Raw genomic sequence first — 18887 nt, 5'->3', positions numbered from 1 at the left:
AGAAAGAAGCAAGAGAAAAGAATATAGATTGATTCTTTTTTCTTGCTTCTTGTTGATGCAAAGCTATTCTTATTTTTTATTTTTTTGCTAAAGATTAAAAAAAATCGCCACAAATTCACGAATTAGTTTTAAATATAATTCGTGAATTCGTGGCGAATATTTTCAAATGCTAAATAATCTTAGTGACTTAGCAACTAAGAATCTTAGTAGCTTTTTAGTAGTGCCATCTTACGAAAGCTTCCATCGCAGCATACGTTGCCAAACCTAATTGTTGATACAAAGCAGCCGTTTCAGCATTTCTGTCTTCGGCTCTTTGCCAAAATTCTCTGGCATCGGTTCCTTGAAAAACAACTCCGTCTTTTTGAGATTGGTGTTTAAAGATTCCGTGACGTTTAGCCAAAACCTGATCCGGGCTCATTGGTACAGCCATTTCGACTTCATCAATTCCCCATTCCTGCCAAGCCCCGCGGTACAACCATAACCAACAATCATCCATAAATGATTTAGGTTTTAAAGCTTTTACAGCTTCAAAAATAGCATCCAGACAAACTTTATGCGTTCCGTGTGGATCTGCTAAATCTCCTGCAGCGTAGATTTGGTGTGGTTTAATTTTTTCAATTAAATCCATCGTCAACTGAATATCTTCTTTTCCGATTGGCTTTTTCTCGATAGTTCCCGTTTCATAGAAAGGTAATTCCATAAAATGAATCTGATCGTCTGTTAAACCAACAAAGTGACTTGTTGCTCTCGCCTCTCCTTTTCTGATTAATCCTTTAATGTAACGCACTTCAGGAATATCAATTTCGCTGTTCTTTTTATTAATTAAAAAAGTAGCTGCTTTTTGGTAGATGTTATCTGCTTCAGCACTTTTGATTCCGAATTTCTCGTTGTAATCAATTACGAATCTTGCAAAACGCAATGCTTCATCATCCGCTACAGCGATATTTCCAGAAGTTTGGTATGCTACATGCACTTCATGTCCTTGCTCTTGCAAACGCATGAAAGTCCCTCCCATACTAATGATATCATCATCAGGGTGCGGGCTAAAAATCAACACACGTTTTCTTGCCGGCTCTGCTCTTTCCGGACGATTTGTATCATCTGAATTTGGTTTTCCACCTGGCCAACCTGTAATTGTATTTTGCAATTTATTGAATATTTTAATATTGATATCGTAAGCCGGACCAGAATCTGCCAATAAATCGCTCATTCCGTGTTCGATATAATCTGCATCTGTAAGCATTAAAATTGGTTTTTTAAGCTGAAGTGCCAATCCTAAAACCGCTTTACGGGTTAATTTATCTGTCCAGATTACTTTTTCTACCAACCAAGGTTTGTTGATTCTGGTTAGTTTTGAAGAAGCTTCTTTATCTAAAATAAAAACAGCATTATTATGCTCTTGCAAAAATGAAGCAGGTACGCGATTTGTAACTTCGTCTTCTACAGATTTTTTTACAATATTTGCTTTTCCTTCTCCCCAAGCCATTAAAATAACTTGTTTTGCTTCCATAATTTTCTTTACTCCAAGCGTGATTGCTGTTCTTGGTGTATTGCTTAAACCGAAGAAATCTTTACTTGCCGCAACTCTCGTAATGTGATCTAAAGCTACTAAACGAGTTTTAGAGTTTTGTAACGATCCAGACTCATTAAAACCAATATGTCCGTTACCACCAATTCCAAGAATTTGAAGATCAATTCCGCCTAAAGCTTCGATTTTAGCTTCATAATCGTGGCAATAATCTGCAATTTGTTCTTTTGTTAAAAGTCCGTCGGGAACATGAGCGTTTTCAGGTAAAATATCGACATGATCAAACAGTAATTCTTTCATAAAACGAACATAACTGTTGATAGAATTTGGTTCCATTGGATAATATTCATCCAAATTAAAACTAATTACGTTCTTAAAACTTAAACCTTCTTCTTTATGCAAACGTACTAATTCTGCATATAATCCTTTTGGAGAAGAACCGGTTGCTAAACCTAAAATACAAGGCTTGTTTTCTTTTTGTTTGGATTGAATTAAAGCTGCAATTTCCTGAGCAACCGCTTTTGAAGCATCATTTGAATTTTCAAAAACAACTGTATTGATGTTTTCGAATCGTTTCTCGAACCCCGTTGCTTTGTCGATTTTACTTTTTAACATGGTATAGTCTTTTTTTTAATTTCTCTAGTTAAATTTTCCAACTTCGGTATTTATGACCTTTTACAGCATAAAAAAGAATCATTAAATAAGATGGCAACAACATTAAATACGCAATCTGATTTCCGCTTTTTGAAATTGCTGCGGTTCCGTTTGCAATATTTGATGCGTTAATATTTTCTGTGATCATTCCGTAAAACAAAGGAAAAATAGCTCCTCCAATGATTCCCATGATCAAAATTGCGCTTGCAATTTTAGTATATCCTCCTAAATCTTCTAATGCCATTGGCCAAATTGCGGGCCAACAAAGTGCATTTGCCAAACCAAGTAATGCTACTAAAAGCAATACAACTGGCAAGTTTGGAATTCCAGGCAACTGAATCATTATTTTTGGCGAAATCAAAACTATTGCCAATACTAAAATTAAACCCAAAACTCCTGACGCTTTCAAGGCTGTAACTTGCGAAACATATTTAGGTATTAATGTGATTCCTAATATATACCCCACAACCATTGCTGACATTGTGAAAGAGGTTAATTTTAAATAAAAATTCCCTTCTGTTCCATATACTCCAAGTTCTTTTCCGAAACCTCCAATTGAATCTCCGGCTAAAACTTCGGCAGCCAAATACAACATTAAAGTAATTACACCTAAAACCAATTGCGGACGTCTGAATGCGTTTCTGATTTGCTTAAAAATACTCAAATGCGTTACATTTCCGTCTTCATCCAAATCGATTTCAGGAAGCGGCGACAGCTTTACCATCAACGCCAAAACCATAATAATCAATCCCATATAAAGATATGGTCTTTGCAATTGTAATGCAAGTGAATTTAGAGCGTTTGTTTTTGAAACTGAATCCAGCAACGCAATTTTATCTGCTGTAAACTCCTGCATATTAGACAAAACCAAAGCTGTCAATATCAGTGGCGCTACAAATCCGGCTAATTTATTGGCAATTCCTAAAACACTAATTCTCGCAGCAGCACTTTCTCTTGGACCAATAACAACTACATAAGGATTCGAGGCTGTCTGCAAAATTGCCAAACCAGTTCCCATTACAAATAAAGCAATCAAAAATAATAAAAAAGTTCTACTTTCGGCTGCTGGATAGAACATAAATGCTCCGGCTGCAATGATTAATAATCCTAATGAAATACCATTTTTATACCCTACTTTTTCAATTACCCAAGATGATGGAACTGCCATTACAAAATAGGCAATATAAAAAGCAAAAGTTACAAAATAAGCCTGAGAAGAGGTCAACTCACACGCCAATTGAAAAAATGGAATTAATGGTCCGTTTAACCAGGTTACAAAACCCAGAATAAAAAATAATGCAGTTAAGATTATCATCGGAATAATAGTACTCCTCTTGTCTATATGTAATGCACTTTCAATGTTTGACATAATACTTTTGGTTGATTGTTAATAGATTAGTGGTTTTCTCAATCTAAAATAGCATCAACTTTTTTGCAAATATATCGCAATTAAAACACAGATTAATGCATTTTTTTTGCAATTTCAAAACAAAAATAGTCTAATAAGTTATACTTATCCGTAAATTAGATATCAATTTTTTGTTAATTTTTTTTAGTTGTCCCAGTCCAAAACGGGATAATATTTCTTTAAATACTCTTTTACATCTGCAATATCTTCTTTTGCAGTTAGATCCGGAACGTGTTCTGAAAACGGAATTCCCAAGGTTGTCTTTGGATTTTCTTTTACCGAATTTAATAGTACTGTTGGCAATTCTTTTTCATCTCTTTCAGGATGAACCGGGCAATTTTTAAGATGTGTATATAAAGTGCTTCCGTTAAATTTAAAAGCATTCATACTCACTCTTATTTTCTCTTCAACATCTTTATAATCGTTTAAAACATCTGCCGAAGGTTTTTCTAAAATGTCTAATAACTGATTGTTTTTATCCAATTTGGCAATAGCAAAACGCGAAATTCTTTCAGAAGGGAATTCCAATGCGTCACGATCATAAGCAATAAAAGCATTTGAGCTTTTGGTTTCTCTAAGTGCCAGTAAGGCTTCCGCCGAATATAAATTATCGCTGTTACAAACAGAATATTGCTGAAAATTTAACTCTGGAAATTGTTCTACGGCCTGAAACAAAGCATCAGCAGTACCAAATGGTTTTACCCTACCTTCGGGAATATATTGTACGGCAAATGAAATAGTAAGTCCGTGAAAATCATTATTGACATTCTGGCTTCCGTAAAACTCTTTAAACAACTCCCCTTGTTCACCAATAATAATGTAGATGTTTTTATATCCCGCTTTTTTAGCATTCAGTAAAAGATAATCTAATAAAGGTCTTCCGCTTGCGCCAACACCTATTAAACCTTTACTTCTTTCATTTGCCTGAGCAATTTCTTCAGGAGATAAATTATCTAAAACTGCTTCTTTTTTCATGCGGGAAGATGCTCCACCCGCAAGAATAACTAAATTGTTGTGCATACTTATTTTTTAAATTTCAATATTTTCAATAACTCTAACGCCCGGATCTACAGATACAGCATAAGCTTCCTGAGCTCCTGCTTTTAAAATAGCTTCGATTACCAAATCTTCTTTTTTGGGATCTGCAATGACAACAATACTTCCGCCGCCGCCTGAGCCTACAATTTTAGCTCCGTAAGCACCAGCTCGCAAAGCCGCATTGATCATATCATCAATTCGTGGAACTGTAATTTTTAATAAATCACGCAAAACTTCGTGATGCAGATTCATTAATTCGCCTATTTTTTTAAGATCTAAAACTGGTTTTTCGAACTCTTTTAAAGCTTCTTTGGTATAGTGATAATTTTTTAAAGCGGCTTCAAAAAACGGAATCAATCGGTCTGGCAAGCAGTTTCTATAACGATCTATATCTTCTATTTTAGAAGAATGTAAATCAAAATCAGGGAAATTTTGCTTGACAATTCCAATAGACATTAAAGCATTTCCTTTTACCTCACCAAGCAATCCAATGGTTTCTTTTGGAACTCCGGAAACTCCTGTAATTAAACCTTTTAATTCTGTTCCGATAATTTTGTATGAGAAAGGATCTTTTGTATTTATATAAACAATATTTCCAGCTCCAATACTAAAATGGTCCATCATTCCGCCTGGTTCTCCGTGTTCTAAAACCTCAGATTCGTACCCAATTTTCGAAATAAATTCTGGTGTTACTTCATGATCAACTCCAAAAGCGGTAATTAAAAACCGAATCCACGCCATTAATAACGCCGATGAACTTGATGTTCCAGAATTAATTGGAATATCTCCGGTAATTGTGATATTGTAACCTCCATTTGGTACACAACCATATCTGCGTAGTACACGCAATGAAGAGGCAAAATAATCTCTTGGCTCTAATTTATCGAAAGTTGCATCAATATCAATGATACGAATTTCGTCAATATCAATCATATTCAGAACAAATGTATTGGTTTCGTTTTGTTCGGCAGTTAGTTTAATATCTCGATCAATTGCACAGGCTATAACCGGCAATCCTAAATAATCTTGATGATCTCCAAAGAGACATGTTCGACCTGGGGCTAATGAAGTAATTTTTTTCACTTGAAATTTATATAATAAAACACTGTAAAACAATAAATTACAATGTAAATTGATTAAAGATTTATTTTAGTTTTCTGGTTTTAATTCTACGAAACTATAGATTATATTTTTATAAAACAAGAAAAAAACAAAAAATGTGCTCGAACACACTAAATAAATGTTCTCGAGCACACTAAATAATTATTAAAGGATTTTTAAAATAATTAAATCAAAGTTTCTATATTTGCTTATATGGATAAAAAGTACACAATTAAGGATATAGCAAAAATGGCTGGAGTTTCTAAAGGAACTGTTGACCGCGTTTTGCACAATAGAGGAAAAGTATCTCCGGCAGCTTTAGATAAAATAAACGAAGTTCTGAACGTTATCGACTATCAGCCGAACTTAATTGCCCGAAATTTAAAAAACACAAAAATTTACAGAATTTGTGTTTTACTTCCGGATCCGGAAATTGACTCTTACTGGCTTCCTTGTGTAAACGGAATTCAGGAAGCAATAACGGAGTTTAAAGCTTATAGTGTGGTTATTGAAACGCATTATTTTAATCCGGAAAGCACTAAATCATTTTTAAATGCAAACGAAAACATTATCAAGAAATCTCCTGACGCTGTTTTGCTTGCTCCATTTTTCTATAAAGAAACACTCGAAGTATTAAAACAATACGACGAATTGAATATTATAGTGAATACTTTTAACAATCAAATCGAAGGTAAATCCATCAAAAGTTTTGTTGGACAGGATTTGTATAAAAGTGGTCGCGTGGCTGCGAGTTTAATGAACCTGATTTTAAGCGATGGTCAAATTGCAATTATACATATTGACGAAAGCCTTAAAAATGCTGTTCACATGCAGGAAAAGGAAAAAGGCTTCAGAAGTTACTTTAACGAAAAAAACACCTCTGCCTTTTCACTGACAACTCTAAAATTAAAACATCCAAATGTTGAAACTAAGTTTTCGGCTTTTCTGGAGGAGAACCCAAACTTGAAAGGAATTTTCATTACAACTTCAAAAGCCTATCAAATTGCTTCTATCCTATCTTCTTTAAAAGATAAAAAGATTGCGATTATTGGTTACGATTTGGTCGAGAAGAATGTAAACTTCTTAAACCAGGGATTGGTTCATTTTTTAATTCACCAAAATCAAAAAAGACAAGCTTATCTTGGCGTAAGTACTTTAGTTGAGCATTTTTTATTCCGCAAAGATATTCCGGAAACAATTTTACTTCCTATTGATATTATTAATGTGGAGAATGCTTCATTTTACATTTCTTAGTTTGGTTTGCCACGAAGGCACAAAGACGCTAAGTTTATAAATGGCCCGCGGATTTTGCGGATTGAACGAGTTTTCGCAGATTTATTTTTTACCTGTGTGATAAAAGCTTGCTCGCAGATTTAGCAGATTTACACAGATTTTTTATTAAATTTTGTACAAAAAAACCAGCGAAAACTCGTTCAATCCGCAAAATCCGCGGGCAAAACCTTTGTTCCTTTGCTACTCTGTACCTTTGCTCCTTTCCCAAAAACCTATTTCATTAAAATAAATTTCCCGAAAGAAGAAGCGATGTGAAAATTAGGCGTATCGGTATTTGGATTTACCCACGAAATCCAGATTGCGTCGTATTGCAGATTTTCGACCAGAGAAAATTTTGCTCTAAAAACTCCCGCTTCGATTGTATTATTCTGAATTAAATTTAAATCATCTAAGGACTGAATACTAATTCGGCCTTCAACTGTAAATGAAGTTTTATCTTTTGAAGCTTTTACTTCTATATCCTTTTTAGGCCATTTCCAGTTAAAATCGAAATCTTTATTTGGTCGTGCTTCAAAATCCATTATTCTGGCTGCAGTGTCCATTTCAAGGCAATAATAAGGGTTTAAGGAATCGTTTGCACGAAAGAAAAGCTCTACTCTATCAGAGTTTCCAATACTGTCAAAACTATCGTCTTTTCTATCGATATAAATAGCGGTATCAAAAACCCTGAAATTAAAAAAGAGATTCTCAAGATCCCAAAGTGCTCTGAATTCTATTTTAGAAAAAGAATCATTTTTCCAGGGTGAAGAAAAATCAGTTAAACAATTTGCTTTTTCCCACAAAGCCAAATCTAAAATTTCAGCCGAACTTTTCTGATTTTTATATATTAAAACTACTTGATATTCTTTCACAATTTTGACTCTTAAATTTTGTTAATTTTTTATTTTTCTAAAAATTGAAAATACCCTAAAATGCGGCACACGTTTTTGATGTTTTTCAGAAGGACTAATATAGTTTAAAAGTTCATAAAAAAGCAGTTACTTTTTTAATAAAATAAAATCAGTTAAAATCAATTTTTCTGTTAAATAAATCCATAAGAAAAGCCTGTTTAATTATTATAAATTAGATCTCTAGATTACGAAATTCACAAGATTTCACAAAAACTATATTTATAATTCATATAAATAACAATTTGACCTAAAATAACCTCAAATATAGAGGAGCTATTATTCCCAAAACATTTTATAGTAATCACATCATTTTATGTCAAAAAAAACGTTTTGCATAATTTTATGTGCTCGAGAACATAAATTTTGTGTGTTCGAGCACATTTTTTGTGTTTTTTCTTGTTTTATAAAAATATAATCTATAGTTTCGTCAAGTATTAATCTTAAAACTAAGTTAATTAAGAAAAAAATTAAGCGTTTTTGGCCATCAAAAATGGAAGAAAAGTCGGCAAAACAGCCTTCAATTAAAGCAAAAATGAAACGACTGTTTTAAAAAGAAAATAACTCCATTTAAAACCAAATAAAAAGAGACAGTAAATTTTTCAGATCAAAAAAGAAATCTAAAACCTACAAACAAGAAAAAACAAATTAATCATTAACCAAAACCAATTTTAGTATGAAATTATTAACCCAAAAAAAGCCAAGGGATTTTCGGATTAAAAATGTATCCAATAAAGAAATTAAACTCACGATTCTTTCCTTATTAGCTTTAACGTTTCAGGCTTCAGCAGCTTCATCGATAAATACATCAACAAAAAACAACGTTGTGCTGTTTTTTGAAAAAACGGTAAAAGGTAAAGTAACGGATCAAAACGGACTTCCATTACCAGGTGCAAACATAGTAGTGAAAGGAACAACTAAAGGTGTTCAGACTGATGTTGACGGAAGTTTTGCAATTACAGTTCCTGATAATGCGACCAAACTTATTATAACTTATATTGGTATGGAAGATCAGGAAGTAACAATAGGAAGTGCTCCACTAAAAATTGTCATGAAAGAGGCAGGACAAAAATTAGAGGAAATTGTAATTGGATACGGAAAAGCCAAGAAAAAAGATCTTACCGGTTCTGTAAGTTCTGTTGGAAAAGACAATTTGAACTTAGGTGGAACCGTTTCGAATGTTGGACAAGCGCTACAAGGACGTGCATCAGGAGTTCAGGTACAACAAAATAGTTATGCACCTGGAACCAGCCCAACTATAGTTATTAGAGGAGGAAACTCAATTACTACCTCAAATGCTCCATTGTATGTAGTCGACGGATTTATTACAAGCACCGGAGCATCTATTAGCCCAAATGATATCGAAAGCATCCAGATTCTTAAAGATGCCGCTTCAACAGCAATTTATGGTTCAAGAGGAGGAAATGGAGTTATTATGATTACTACCAAAAAAGGTAAATCAGGTAAAATGCAGATTGAAGGTGAAATTTCAGACGGTTTTCAAAACATTATTCAGGAACCATCATTGTTAAATGGGCAACAATATGCCTCTATTCAAAATGCGATCGCTGCTGAAAATGGCAGACCGGCAGTTTTTCCAGCAAGTTTCCCAATTGCTAATACCAATTGGTTTGATGCTGCCACTCGTCCGGGTGAAGTATTAAACAGAACGCTTACTTTTAGCGGAAGCGATAAAACATCTAAATTTTTCTTATCCGGGAATTATCTAAAACAAACCGGAGCAATAGAAAATACTGATTTCACACGATATACTGTTCGTATTGGAGCTGAGAAAAAATTTAGTGACAAAGTAACGGTAGGAACCAATGTATATGGTGCTGCAAGCGAAGGTCACAACAGTGATTTTGGTGACAATATTTTATCTCCAATGTTTTCTATCCAGACAGCACCACCGGCAATTCCTATTTATAATGCTGACGGTTCGTACTACAAATATCAAGGAAAAGATAACGCTTTGGCACTTTTACTGGAACCAACAGATCATACCATCAACAGGTTAGTCAATGGAAACATGTTTTTGGATTATGAAATCATCAAAGGTTTAACATACCATTTTGGCGCTGGTGCAGAATGGCAAGAAAACATTCAGGGCAAATATACTCCGCGAACTCTTGTTGCGGGAGCAGCACTAAACGGTACTGGATCTGAGGAAAACAAAACTTATTTTAGATGGACTACAGAACAATATTTAACTTATAAGTTCAATATTAAAGAACAGCATTCTTTTACAGCAATGGTTGGAACATCAAACCAAAAAGATACTTACGAAAGAATGAAAGCATCTGGTTCTGGTTTTGCGAATGATATACTAACGTATTACAATCTTGAAAGTGCTTCTGTTTATTTAAAGCCTGAAACTCAAAAACAAGAAACAAAACTTACTTCGTATTTTGGAAGGTTAAGCTATTCTTTTGACGATAAATATTTAGCTTCATTTACAATTAGACGTGACGGTTCTTCTCGTTTTGGTCCAAATAACAAATACGGTACATTTCCATCTGGAGCAGTTGCGTGGAGAATCTCAAAAGAGGCATTTATGCAAAATCTAGAGGCTCTTTCAGAACTAAAACTAAGAGTAAGTTATGGTATTACAGGAAGTGATGGAATATTAGATTATTTATATTTTGCTAATCTTGCTCCTTGGAATGTCACTATTGCTGATGGCTCTTTTGTAGGCGGTAATGAACCAAAAAATTTATCGAATCCTGATTTAAAATGGGAACAACAAGCTCAAACCAACATTGGTTTAGATATGGGGTTCTTTAACGACAGACTTACTGCTACAATTGATGTTTACAAGAAAAGAACGACAGATGCACTTTTGGATGTACCTGTTGGAGGATGGTGGGGATTCAATACCCAAACACTTAACTCCGGTACAGTTGATAATAAAGGAATCGAATTGGGTATAAGCAGTGAAAATTTCAAAACTGATAAATTCTACTGGAGAACATCTTTAAATGTTGCGTACAATAAACAAGAGGTTGTTGCACTTGCAGATAATGTTAAAATAATCAGTGTTAATACTTCTAACCCAAGTGGTACTGTTTCTGGTCGTGAATTTACAAGATTGGAACCTGGAAAAGAAATGGGATTATTATACGGATTTAAATATGCCGGAGTATTAAAAACAGGAGAAACTTATGCTCCACAGCCATTATCTAAACCCGGAGATCCTAAATATGAAGATTTAGATGGTGACGGTGCGATTACAGCTAAGGACAGAACTTATTTAGGAAATTCAACTCCACATTATCTTGTTGGTTTTAATAATGATTTTAGATTTGGAAATTTTGATGTGAACGTCTTTTTCCAAGGCGCTCTTGACTACTCTGTTTACAATATGACTAAGATGGTTGGAGAATCAAGCACTAGTACAGATGCCTTGAATCGTTGGGTTGCCGGTACAAATGAAAATACCGATATTCCAAGAGATGGTTATTACAAAAGTTCATACGGAAGTTACGTAAATTCAAAATTTGTTGAAGATGCTTCTTATTTGCGTCTTAAAAACTTATCGATTGGATATTCTATTCCGGAAAGTCTTTTAAAACCAACCAAATTTATTGACAGCATAAGATTATACGCTATAGGCCAAAATCTATTGACTATTACAAATTATTCCGGAAATGATCCTGAAATAAATGGCCACACAGCCAATGCCAGAGCACAAAACCTTGGCGGAGGAATTGATTTCAACTCTTTCCCGGCTTCGAGAACGTTTATATTAGGAATTAAAATAGCAATTCATTAATAGCTTTTTCAATAACATTAAATTTATCAAAATGAAAAAATATACAATATTATTGCTTTTACTTGCTGCAGGTTTACAATATTCCTGCAACGAGGATCTGGATCCTACAGTATACAGCAATTTAAACACTTCAAATGGATATCAAACTAAATCAGATGCTATTGCTGCCGTTAACTCTATTTATGGCAGATTAAAAGGACCTTCTGTAGGAGATAACTTTTCGTACTGGGCAACCCGACATTTTGCACTAACAGATATTGCAACAGATTTAGGTCACTGCCAATACGGTGGAGATCCGGGACAATTGTCTTTAGGGACATGGAGTTCTACAAATGGTTTACTTCTTGAAGACTGGAATGCGATGTATAAATTAATTTCCAATGCTAATAATGCCATTTATTATATAGGAAAAATGTCTTCAATTTCAGAAGTTGAAAAAGCACAGTTTATTGCTGAAGCCAAATTTTTAAGAGCATCTGCTTATATGGATTTAACAGACTCTTGGGGTCCGGTTATTTTAATGACCGAAGACAACATAGCAAATCCAAATTATCTGGAACAAACACCAGCAACATCTGTAGAAAAAATTGATGAATTTATTATCAAAGACCTTACAGAAATCGCTACTATTCTACCTGTTAATTATAAAGAAAATATAATCTACGGATCTAATGATGTAGGTCGTGCTACAAAAGGTGCAGCACTTACTTTATTAGCAAAATTATATTTGCGCAGCCACGACTGGCAAAAAGTAGTGACGTTTACACAACAAGTAATGAGTCTTGGCGAATACAGCCTTTATCCTTCATATTTAGGTTTATTTAAAGAAAGTAACAAATGGTGCAGTGAAAATATTTTCTCTTCATTGAGTGATGCTAACACTAACGGAACTGAATTATTGAACCACTTTGGGCCAATTGATCATCCTGTTGTTCAAAACAGATGGCAATATTATACGGTTAACTGGGATTTCTACAATACTTTTGGTGATGAAGATGATAGAAAAAAATGTTTCTTTCCAGAGTTCATGGGCGTTGATGACCTATTGCACAAACAAGCACCTTCATTGGGTGCTGAACCGCCAGCTGGAGAATTTTACATGCCGGATGTATCGACCAGAAAATATGCTGATGATGAAACTACAACTTATTACGATGGTCACAGTGTAAACATCCTTCGTTATGCTGATGTATTATTAAGCAGAGCTGAGGCAATAAACGAAATTAGTGGTCCAACCATCGAAGCTATCGACCTTATCAATCAGGTTAAAGCAAGATCGCACGCTAAACTATTGGTTTTAGGCGATTACAATCAAACCTCATTAAGAGATGCTATTTTGCAAGAAAGAGGATGGGAACTTTTCTACGAAGGAAAACGCCGTGCCGATTTAATCAGAATGAACAAATATGATGTTCTTGTAAATGCTTACCATCTTAGAGTTGGAGAATCGGCACTAGTTAAGATGCCACAAAACAAATATTACACTTATCCACAAAGTCAGGTTGATCTTAATCCTAGTTTAAGTAACTCCGACAGACAATAAGTAAAACATAATCAAGAATAGACAGTTAAAATGGTCTGTCTATTCTTGATTTTTTAAACAAAAGAAGTACTTTTCTGTTTCACTAAAGAAACCTTTCAGATGATCAAAAAATTAGTATTAAAATGGAGTTTTATTTTGGCACTTCTTGCACTGGCAAGTTGTTCTCAAAATCAGGGTAATATTATCTCAACTATCAACATTGGGACTCATAGCAACAACGAATTGAAGATTCAGATCGATGTTACTACGAAGGACGATGCTCAGGTATACGCAGAATATTGGTCTGATAAAAAAGGAATAAAAAGCAAAATAACGTCTCCAATTTCAAAAAAAGGTCTCAAACACTCATTAGTACTTTGCAATATTACTCCCGAAACCAACTATAGTTATCAATTAGTTACGGTTCAGGGAGAAAACAAAAACACAAGTAAACTGTATACTTTCAAATCCAGAAAATTACCGGAATGGCTGCAAAAACAGTTTAAATCAAATTGCCCAAAACCGGAGCTTTTACCGCAAAATTTCAAAAAAGGCTTTATGCTAATGGCAAAAAGAGAAACACCCGGAGTTGCTTATATTGTTGATTATAAAGGAAATTTAAGATGGTATCATACCGTTGAAGGAACAGGATTTAAAGTAACTCATTTTACCAAAGAACAAACGATACTTTCTATTTTAGGAAAAAATGACGAACCAACAAGTTACGGAAGTGAGATTCTGGAAATCAATTTACAAGGCGATACTTTAACACACATTAAAAAAGGACAAGGTGATTTTAAACAAGTTATTCATCACGAAATTATTAAAAAATCGGCTAACGAAATTGTGACTTTATTTGTTGATGCCAGAATAACCGATTTAACTAAAATTGGTGGAAAACAAAAAGATACAATCAACGGTGACGGAATTCTTATTTTGGATAAAAAAGGAAAACAACTCTGGAAATGGAGCGTTTTTGATGACTTGGATCCAATGAAAGACAAAGCATTATTGAAAACCAAAAAAGACTGGATGCACGCCAACAGTCTGAATTATGATACAGACGGAAACTTTCTGATTTCGTTCTACAACAACGGTCAAATCTGGAAAGTAGATTCAAAAACCGGAAAAGTAATCTGGAAATTAGGAAAAGGCGGAAACATGAAAATGTCTGCCGATAGTAATTTCTCGCAAGCGCATGCCGCACACATTAATGCCGAAGGAAGTTTGATGTTTTTTGATAATGGTGTAGACAAAAAACAATCATCCGTTTATACACTCAAAGTAGATGAAAAAGGAAAATCTGCAAAACTGGATTTCCATATAAACCTTCCAAAAGATATTTACAATGACCGAATGGGAAGCGCTTATATGATTGATAAAGATGCCATATTAGTTTGTTGTTCAAAAAGACATATAACGGTTTTAACCAACAAAAAAGGAGTTTTACTTTGGGCTTTAGAGTCTGAGATACCTCCTTATCGCGTACAATTTATTCCAGAAGAAAACATGAAACCATTTCTTCTCAATTAAAGAAAAAGAGATGCCTACAAGGATTTTAAAATTTTGCAGGATAATGATATAGATTAAAAAATTTACGACATGAAAAAAATAATTCTTATTGGTATATTTTCAGCATTGCCAATTGTTGTTTTCAATTCTTGCAATACTTCAAATTCTCAAACATTGGCATCAAAAACTGCCGATGATGATTCGTACATTACAATTGATACGTCTAAAATTCCGGATGATCAATTTGGAGAATCCGTTCGTTATGGAAGAGAATTGATGATGAAAACAGCTTATTATATTGGTCCAAACGGAATTAAAGGAAAATATTTAGGCAACAAAATGAATTGTACCAATTGCCATCAGGACGCCGGTACAAAACCTCATGCTTTCAATTTAATGTCTTCGCACGACAATTATCCACAATATCGCGGACGTGAAAATAAAGTCTTAACACTTGCTGAACGTGTTAACAATTGCATTATGAGACCTCATTCCGGAAAACCGCTTCCGCTTGACAGTAAAGAAATGGTGGCTTTTTTATCGTACTTTAAATGGATCAGTAAATTTGTTCCTAAAGACGGACAATTTAAAGGAGCCAAAAACTTAGAAATAGAATTTCCTGATGTAGCAGCAAGTCCTGAAAGAGGAAAAGCGTTGTTTGTTGAAAATTGTGCCCGTTGTCACGGAAATAATGGCGAAGGAGTTTACAATGCCGACAAATCAGGTTATACTTACCCTCCGCTTTGGGGAGAATATGGATATCAGCCGGGTTCAAGTATGCACAGAGTTATCAAACAAGCACAATGGCTTAAAAGCAATATGCCGTATGATAAGGTTACAATTGGAAAACCATATTTAACAGATCAACAAGCATTGGATATTGCTGCTTTTGTAAATGATGATGAAATTCATAAAAGACCAAACCCTAAAACATTTGATTATCCTAACAAAATGGGCAAACCAATAGATTACTCACATAGCCCTTTTCAGGATAACTTTACCGAAGAACAACATAAATATGGCCCTTACAAACCCATTATTGCCTACTGGAAAAAGAATGGATGGAAAGCCGTTTACTAACTTATTAACTACGCATACTTTTTAAACCTGAACAATAAAACAATGAAACCAAACCTAAAAAACAGACAAATCTTAATTAGAATATTGATCATGTGTCTTTGCATTTTCAGTATTCCATTGGCTGCACAACAAATAAAATATACAGATGGCAATGATAGCTGGAATCCTAATTTGTTAGGAAATCACCGTGTTGTAGTCGAATTTACCGGCAAAGATAATGTTGCAAAAACAACAATCGAATGGCGCAGAAGAGACGAAAAACCGGAATTAAAAAGAATCATTGTTCAAGATGCTTCAGGCAAAGAAATTCAAAACATAAAAACCGCTGATATCAACAGAGAAAAAGGTACAATTTACTTTGAACCTGTTTCAGGAAAAGGAACTTATTATGTGTATTATATGCCTTATATCGATGAAGGTGATGCCAATTATTTAAAAGGAAATTATGCAAAACCAGAAGATAAAGCTGATGCACAATGGTTGGCAAAAATCAAAGCCAATTTAGCTGATAATTGTACTGTTAAAGAAATTCAAAGTGTAAATGCTTTCAATAGTTTTTATCCAATGGATGTTATTGCGACTGCGGCAGAAACGAATGATATTGTTGCAAAAAACAGCGGTAGTTCATTCTTAGTTTTCCCAGAAGACAGATTATATTCTATTAGAATGAGAAATGATTTGCCACAAAGATGGATTCAAAAAGGAGTTCAAAGCACTTTTGCAGATACCGCTTTAAAAGGAGAATATTTGGCATTTCAGTTGGGCGTTTATGCTTTACAGGATTTAGCGAATGTAAAAGTTACTTTTTCAAATTTAATCAGTTCTAACGGAGCTATAATTGAAGCAAAGGATATAAGTTGTATCAATACAGATGGAATTCGTTATGATGGATCTCCTTTTACTGCAAATGTTTCTGTTTCTAAAGGAAAAGTACAAGCAATGTGGTGCGGAATCGATGTTCCTCAAACCACAGCAGCAGGAAATTATACCGGAAAAGCTACTGTAATTGCTGATGGAAAATCTACAGTAATCACACTTCAAATAAAAGTAACTGACGAAGTGACTAAAAACGAAGGAATTGATTCTCCTGAGAAAATGACACGTCTAAAATGGTTAAACTCTACTTTAGCTCAGGAAAATACCGTAATCGCTCCTTACACGCCACTTGTTGTAAAAGATTCTGAAATCTCATTATTAGGAAGAAAATTAGTTTTAGGTTCAAACGGATTTCCTTCACAAATTCAGACTTATTTTATGCCGGAAATGACATCAGTTGGTACAAAAGCCAATGATATTTTGAGCGCTCCATTAGCATTTCATTTCCTTGATGCTTCAGGAAAAGAATCCTTACAATGGAAAAATACCGGAATTAAATTCTTGAAAAAAGAAGCCGGAACTGTTTCCTGGGAAAGTGTTTCTACTTCTCAATCTGTTCAAATGGATGTAAATGCTTCAATTGAATTTGATGGTTTTTTACATTACACTGTAAAAATTACAGCTCTTGAAGATGTTACTTTTAATGATATTAATTTCCAATTGCCTATTCAGCCAACATCTGCAAAATACATGATGGGATTAGGTCAAAAAGGTGGAGATCGTCCTGCAACTTTCGACTGGAAATGGGATGTTGCCCATAAAAATCAAGATGGTGCATGGATTGGAAATGTAAATTCAGGATTGCAGTTTTCATTAAGAGACGAGAAATACAGCCGTCCGTTGAACACCAATTTCTATTTGCAAAAACCATTATTATTGCCAACTTCCTGGGGTAACGAAAATAAAGGTGGAATCACGATTGCATCAAATCCAAAATCGGTTTTAGTAAATGCTTACAGCGGAGCCCGCAGCATGAAAAAAGGCGATGTTTTATACTATAACTTCAATTTATTGATCACACCTTTCCACAAAATAGACACTGATTTTCAATGGGATACTAAATTCTACCATAAATACTCTCCAATTGATACCATTGCAAAAACTGGCGCAACGGTAATCAATATTCACCATGCAAATGCTATAAATCCTTATATCAATTATCCTTTTATCGAATTTAAAAAGATGAAAAGTTATATCGACGAAGCACATGAAAAAGGATTAAAAGTTAAGATTTACAACACTGTTAGAGAGGTTTCGAACAAAGCTTATGAAACTTTTGCATTAAGAAGTTTAGGTCACGAAATCTATTCTCCAGGAAAAGGCGGTGGATTCTCATGGTTGCAGGAACATGTTGGTGACGATTATATCGCAGCTTGGTTTGTACCTGAAATTAAAGACGCTGCAATCGTAAATAGCGGTATGAACCGTTGGCATAATTATTATGTTGAAGGAATGAATTGGTTAACACAAAACGTTGGTATCGACGGAATTTATCTTGATGATGTTGCTTTTGACAGAATTACTATGAAACGTGTAAAAAGAGTTCTTACCAAAGATGGTCACCCGGGAATTATTGATTTACACAGTGCGAATCAATACAATAAAAGCGACGGATTTAACAATAGTGCCAACCTATATATGGAGCACTTTCCGTACATCAATAAACTTTGGTTTGGAGAATATTTTGATTACGAGAAAAACCAACCTGACTTTTTCTTAACTGAAGTAAGCGGAATTCCTTTTGGATTAATGGGCGAAATGCTTCAAGACGGAGGAAATCCATGGAGAGGAATGGTATTTGGAATGACAAACAGAATGCCTTGGAGCCACAATGCAGACCCAAGACCAATCTGGAAATTATGGGATACTTTTGGAATCAAAGGTTGTGAAATGATTGGATACTGGAGCGAAAACTGTCCTGTAAAAACAAACAACGATAAAGTTTTGGCAACCGTTTACAAAAAGAATGGTTCAACATTAATTTCGATTGCAAGCTGGGCTGATACTGATGTAAAAGTAAAACTAACAATCGACTGGAAAAAACTAGGAATCAATCCTGCAAAAGCAACAATAACAGCTCCGGAAGTTGCTAATTTCCAACCTGCACAGACTTTTACTGCAAAAGATGAATTGCCTGTAACAAAAGGAAAAGGATGGTTGCTAATTGTTAAGTAATAAATAACACGAATTTCACAAATTAACACAGATTAAAA

Annotated in this window: 11 protein-coding genes; 6 read left to right on the top strand and 5 right to left on the bottom strand. The window is 34.4% G+C overall.

What is annotated here, in order from left to right:
- Positions 1–214: 214 nt before the first annotated feature.
- The 4 genes from nagB to LPB88_RS04335 all read right to left on the bottom strand — a co-directional run bounded on the left by nagB (position 215) and on the right by LPB88_RS04335 (position 5711).
- Positions 215–2143, bottom strand: a complete 1929-nt coding sequence (nagB, locus tag LPB88_RS04350) for a glucosamine-6-phosphate deaminase (protein ID WP_230712824.1) — start codon at positions 2141–2143, stop codon at positions 215–217.
- Positions 2144–2171: 28 nt separating this feature from the next.
- A complete protein-coding gene (locus LPB88_RS04345) occupies positions 2172–3551 on the bottom strand; it encodes a sugar MFS transporter (protein ID WP_230712821.1) in 1380 nt (459 codons plus the stop codon).
- Positions 3552–3734: 183 nt separating this feature from the next.
- Entirely contained in the window at positions 3735–4610 is an 876-nt protein-coding gene (locus tag LPB88_RS04340; RefSeq protein ID WP_230712818.1) for a sugar phosphate nucleotidyltransferase, read from the bottom strand.
- Positions 4611–4619: 9 nt separating this feature from the next.
- Positions 4620–5711 carry a galactokinase family protein gene (locus LPB88_RS04335; RefSeq protein ID WP_230712811.1) on the bottom strand — a complete coding sequence of 364 codons (1092 nt, stop codon included), beginning with the start codon at positions 5709–5711 and terminating at the stop codon, positions 4620–4622.
- Between the two features lie 231 nt (positions 5712–5942).
- On the opposite strand from LPB88_RS04335, the gene LPB88_RS04330 reads away from it, so the two are divergent.
- Positions 5943–6983, top strand: a complete 1041-nt coding sequence (locus LPB88_RS04330; RefSeq protein ID WP_230712809.1) for a LacI family DNA-binding transcriptional regulator — start codon at positions 5943–5945, stop codon at positions 6981–6983.
- 251 nt (positions 6984–7234) lie between these two features.
- Here LPB88_RS04330 and LPB88_RS04325 read toward each other — a convergent pair whose 3' ends face one another.
- Positions 7235–7873 carry a sugar-binding protein gene (locus tag LPB88_RS04325; protein ID WP_230712807.1) on the bottom strand — a complete coding sequence of 213 codons (639 nt, stop codon included), beginning with the start codon at positions 7871–7873 and terminating at the stop codon, positions 7235–7237.
- 712 nt (positions 7874–8585) lie between these two features.
- Here LPB88_RS04325 and LPB88_RS04320 point away from each other — a divergent pair.
- The 5 genes from LPB88_RS04320 (at position 8586) to LPB88_RS04300 (ending at position 18849) form a co-directional block, all read left to right on the top strand.
- Positions 8586–11684 carry a TonB-dependent receptor gene (locus LPB88_RS04320; RefSeq protein WP_230712806.1) on the top strand — a complete coding sequence of 1033 codons (3099 nt, stop codon included), beginning with the start codon at positions 8586–8588 and terminating at the stop codon, positions 11682–11684.
- A 31-nt stretch (positions 11685–11715) separates the two neighbouring features.
- On the top strand, positions 11716–13227 hold the full coding sequence (locus LPB88_RS04315; protein ID WP_230712804.1) for a RagB/SusD family nutrient uptake outer membrane protein: 1512 nt from the start codon (positions 11716–11718) through the stop codon (positions 13225–13227).
- Positions 13228–13326: 99 nt separating this feature from the next.
- The gene (locus tag LPB88_RS04310; protein WP_230712802.1) at positions 13327–14739 is read left to right on the top strand and encodes an aryl-sulfate sulfotransferase; all 1413 of its coding nucleotides are present in this window, start codon (positions 13327–13329) and stop codon (positions 14737–14739) included.
- A gap of 69 nt (positions 14740–14808) precedes the next feature.
- Positions 14809–15798 (top strand): c-type cytochrome, encoded by a 990-nt coding sequence (locus LPB88_RS04305; RefSeq protein ID WP_230712800.1) that lies wholly within the window; start codon positions 14809–14811, stop codon positions 15796–15798.
- 42 nt (positions 15799–15840) lie between these two features.
- Positions 15841–18849 carry a glycoside hydrolase domain-containing protein gene (locus LPB88_RS04300; protein ID WP_230712798.1) on the top strand — a complete coding sequence of 1003 codons (3009 nt, stop codon included), beginning with the start codon at positions 15841–15843 and terminating at the stop codon, positions 18847–18849.
- Positions 18850–18887 lie beyond the last annotated feature (38 nt).

It is taken from the genome of Flavobacterium sp. JAS (assembly GCF_020991455.1).
Classification (GTDB): Bacteria; Bacteroidota; Bacteroidia; order Flavobacteriales; family Flavobacteriaceae; genus Flavobacterium.
This window is presented reverse-complemented; position numbering and strand designations above follow the sequence as displayed.

Bases quoted from the DNA above. Each gene is read 5' to 3' on its own strand.
- LPB88_RS04320 (WP_230712806.1), top strand. From the start codon at position 8,586: ATGAAATTATTAACCCAAAAAAAGCCAAGGGATTTTCGGATTAAAAAT.
- LPB88_RS04300 (WP_230712798.1), top strand. From the start codon at position 15,841: ATGAAACCAAACCTAAAAAACAGACAAATCTTAATTAGAATATTGATC.
- LPB88_RS04310 (WP_230712802.1), top strand. From the start codon at position 13,327: ATGATCAAAAAATTAGTATTAAAATGGAGTTTTATTTTGGCACTTCTT.
- nagB (WP_230712824.1), bottom strand. From the start codon at position 2,143: ATGTTAAAAAGTAAAATCGACAAAGCAACGGGGTTCGAGAAACGATTC.
- LPB88_RS04330 (WP_230712809.1), top strand. From the start codon at position 5,943: ATGGATAAAAAGTACACAATTAAGGATATAGCAAAAATGGCTGGAGTT.
- LPB88_RS04305 (WP_230712800.1), top strand. From the start codon at position 14,809: ATGAAAAAAATAATTCTTATTGGTATATTTTCAGCATTGCCAATTGTT.
- LPB88_RS04340 (WP_230712818.1), bottom strand. From the start codon at position 4,610: ATGCACAACAATTTAGTTATTCTTGCGGGTGGAGCATCTTCCCGCATG.
- LPB88_RS04345 (WP_230712821.1), bottom strand. From the start codon at position 3,551: ATGTCAAACATTGAAAGTGCATTACATATAGACAAGAGGAGTACTATT.
- LPB88_RS04315 (WP_230712804.1), top strand. From the start codon at position 11,716: ATGAAAAAATATACAATATTATTGCTTTTACTTGCTGCAGGTTTACAA.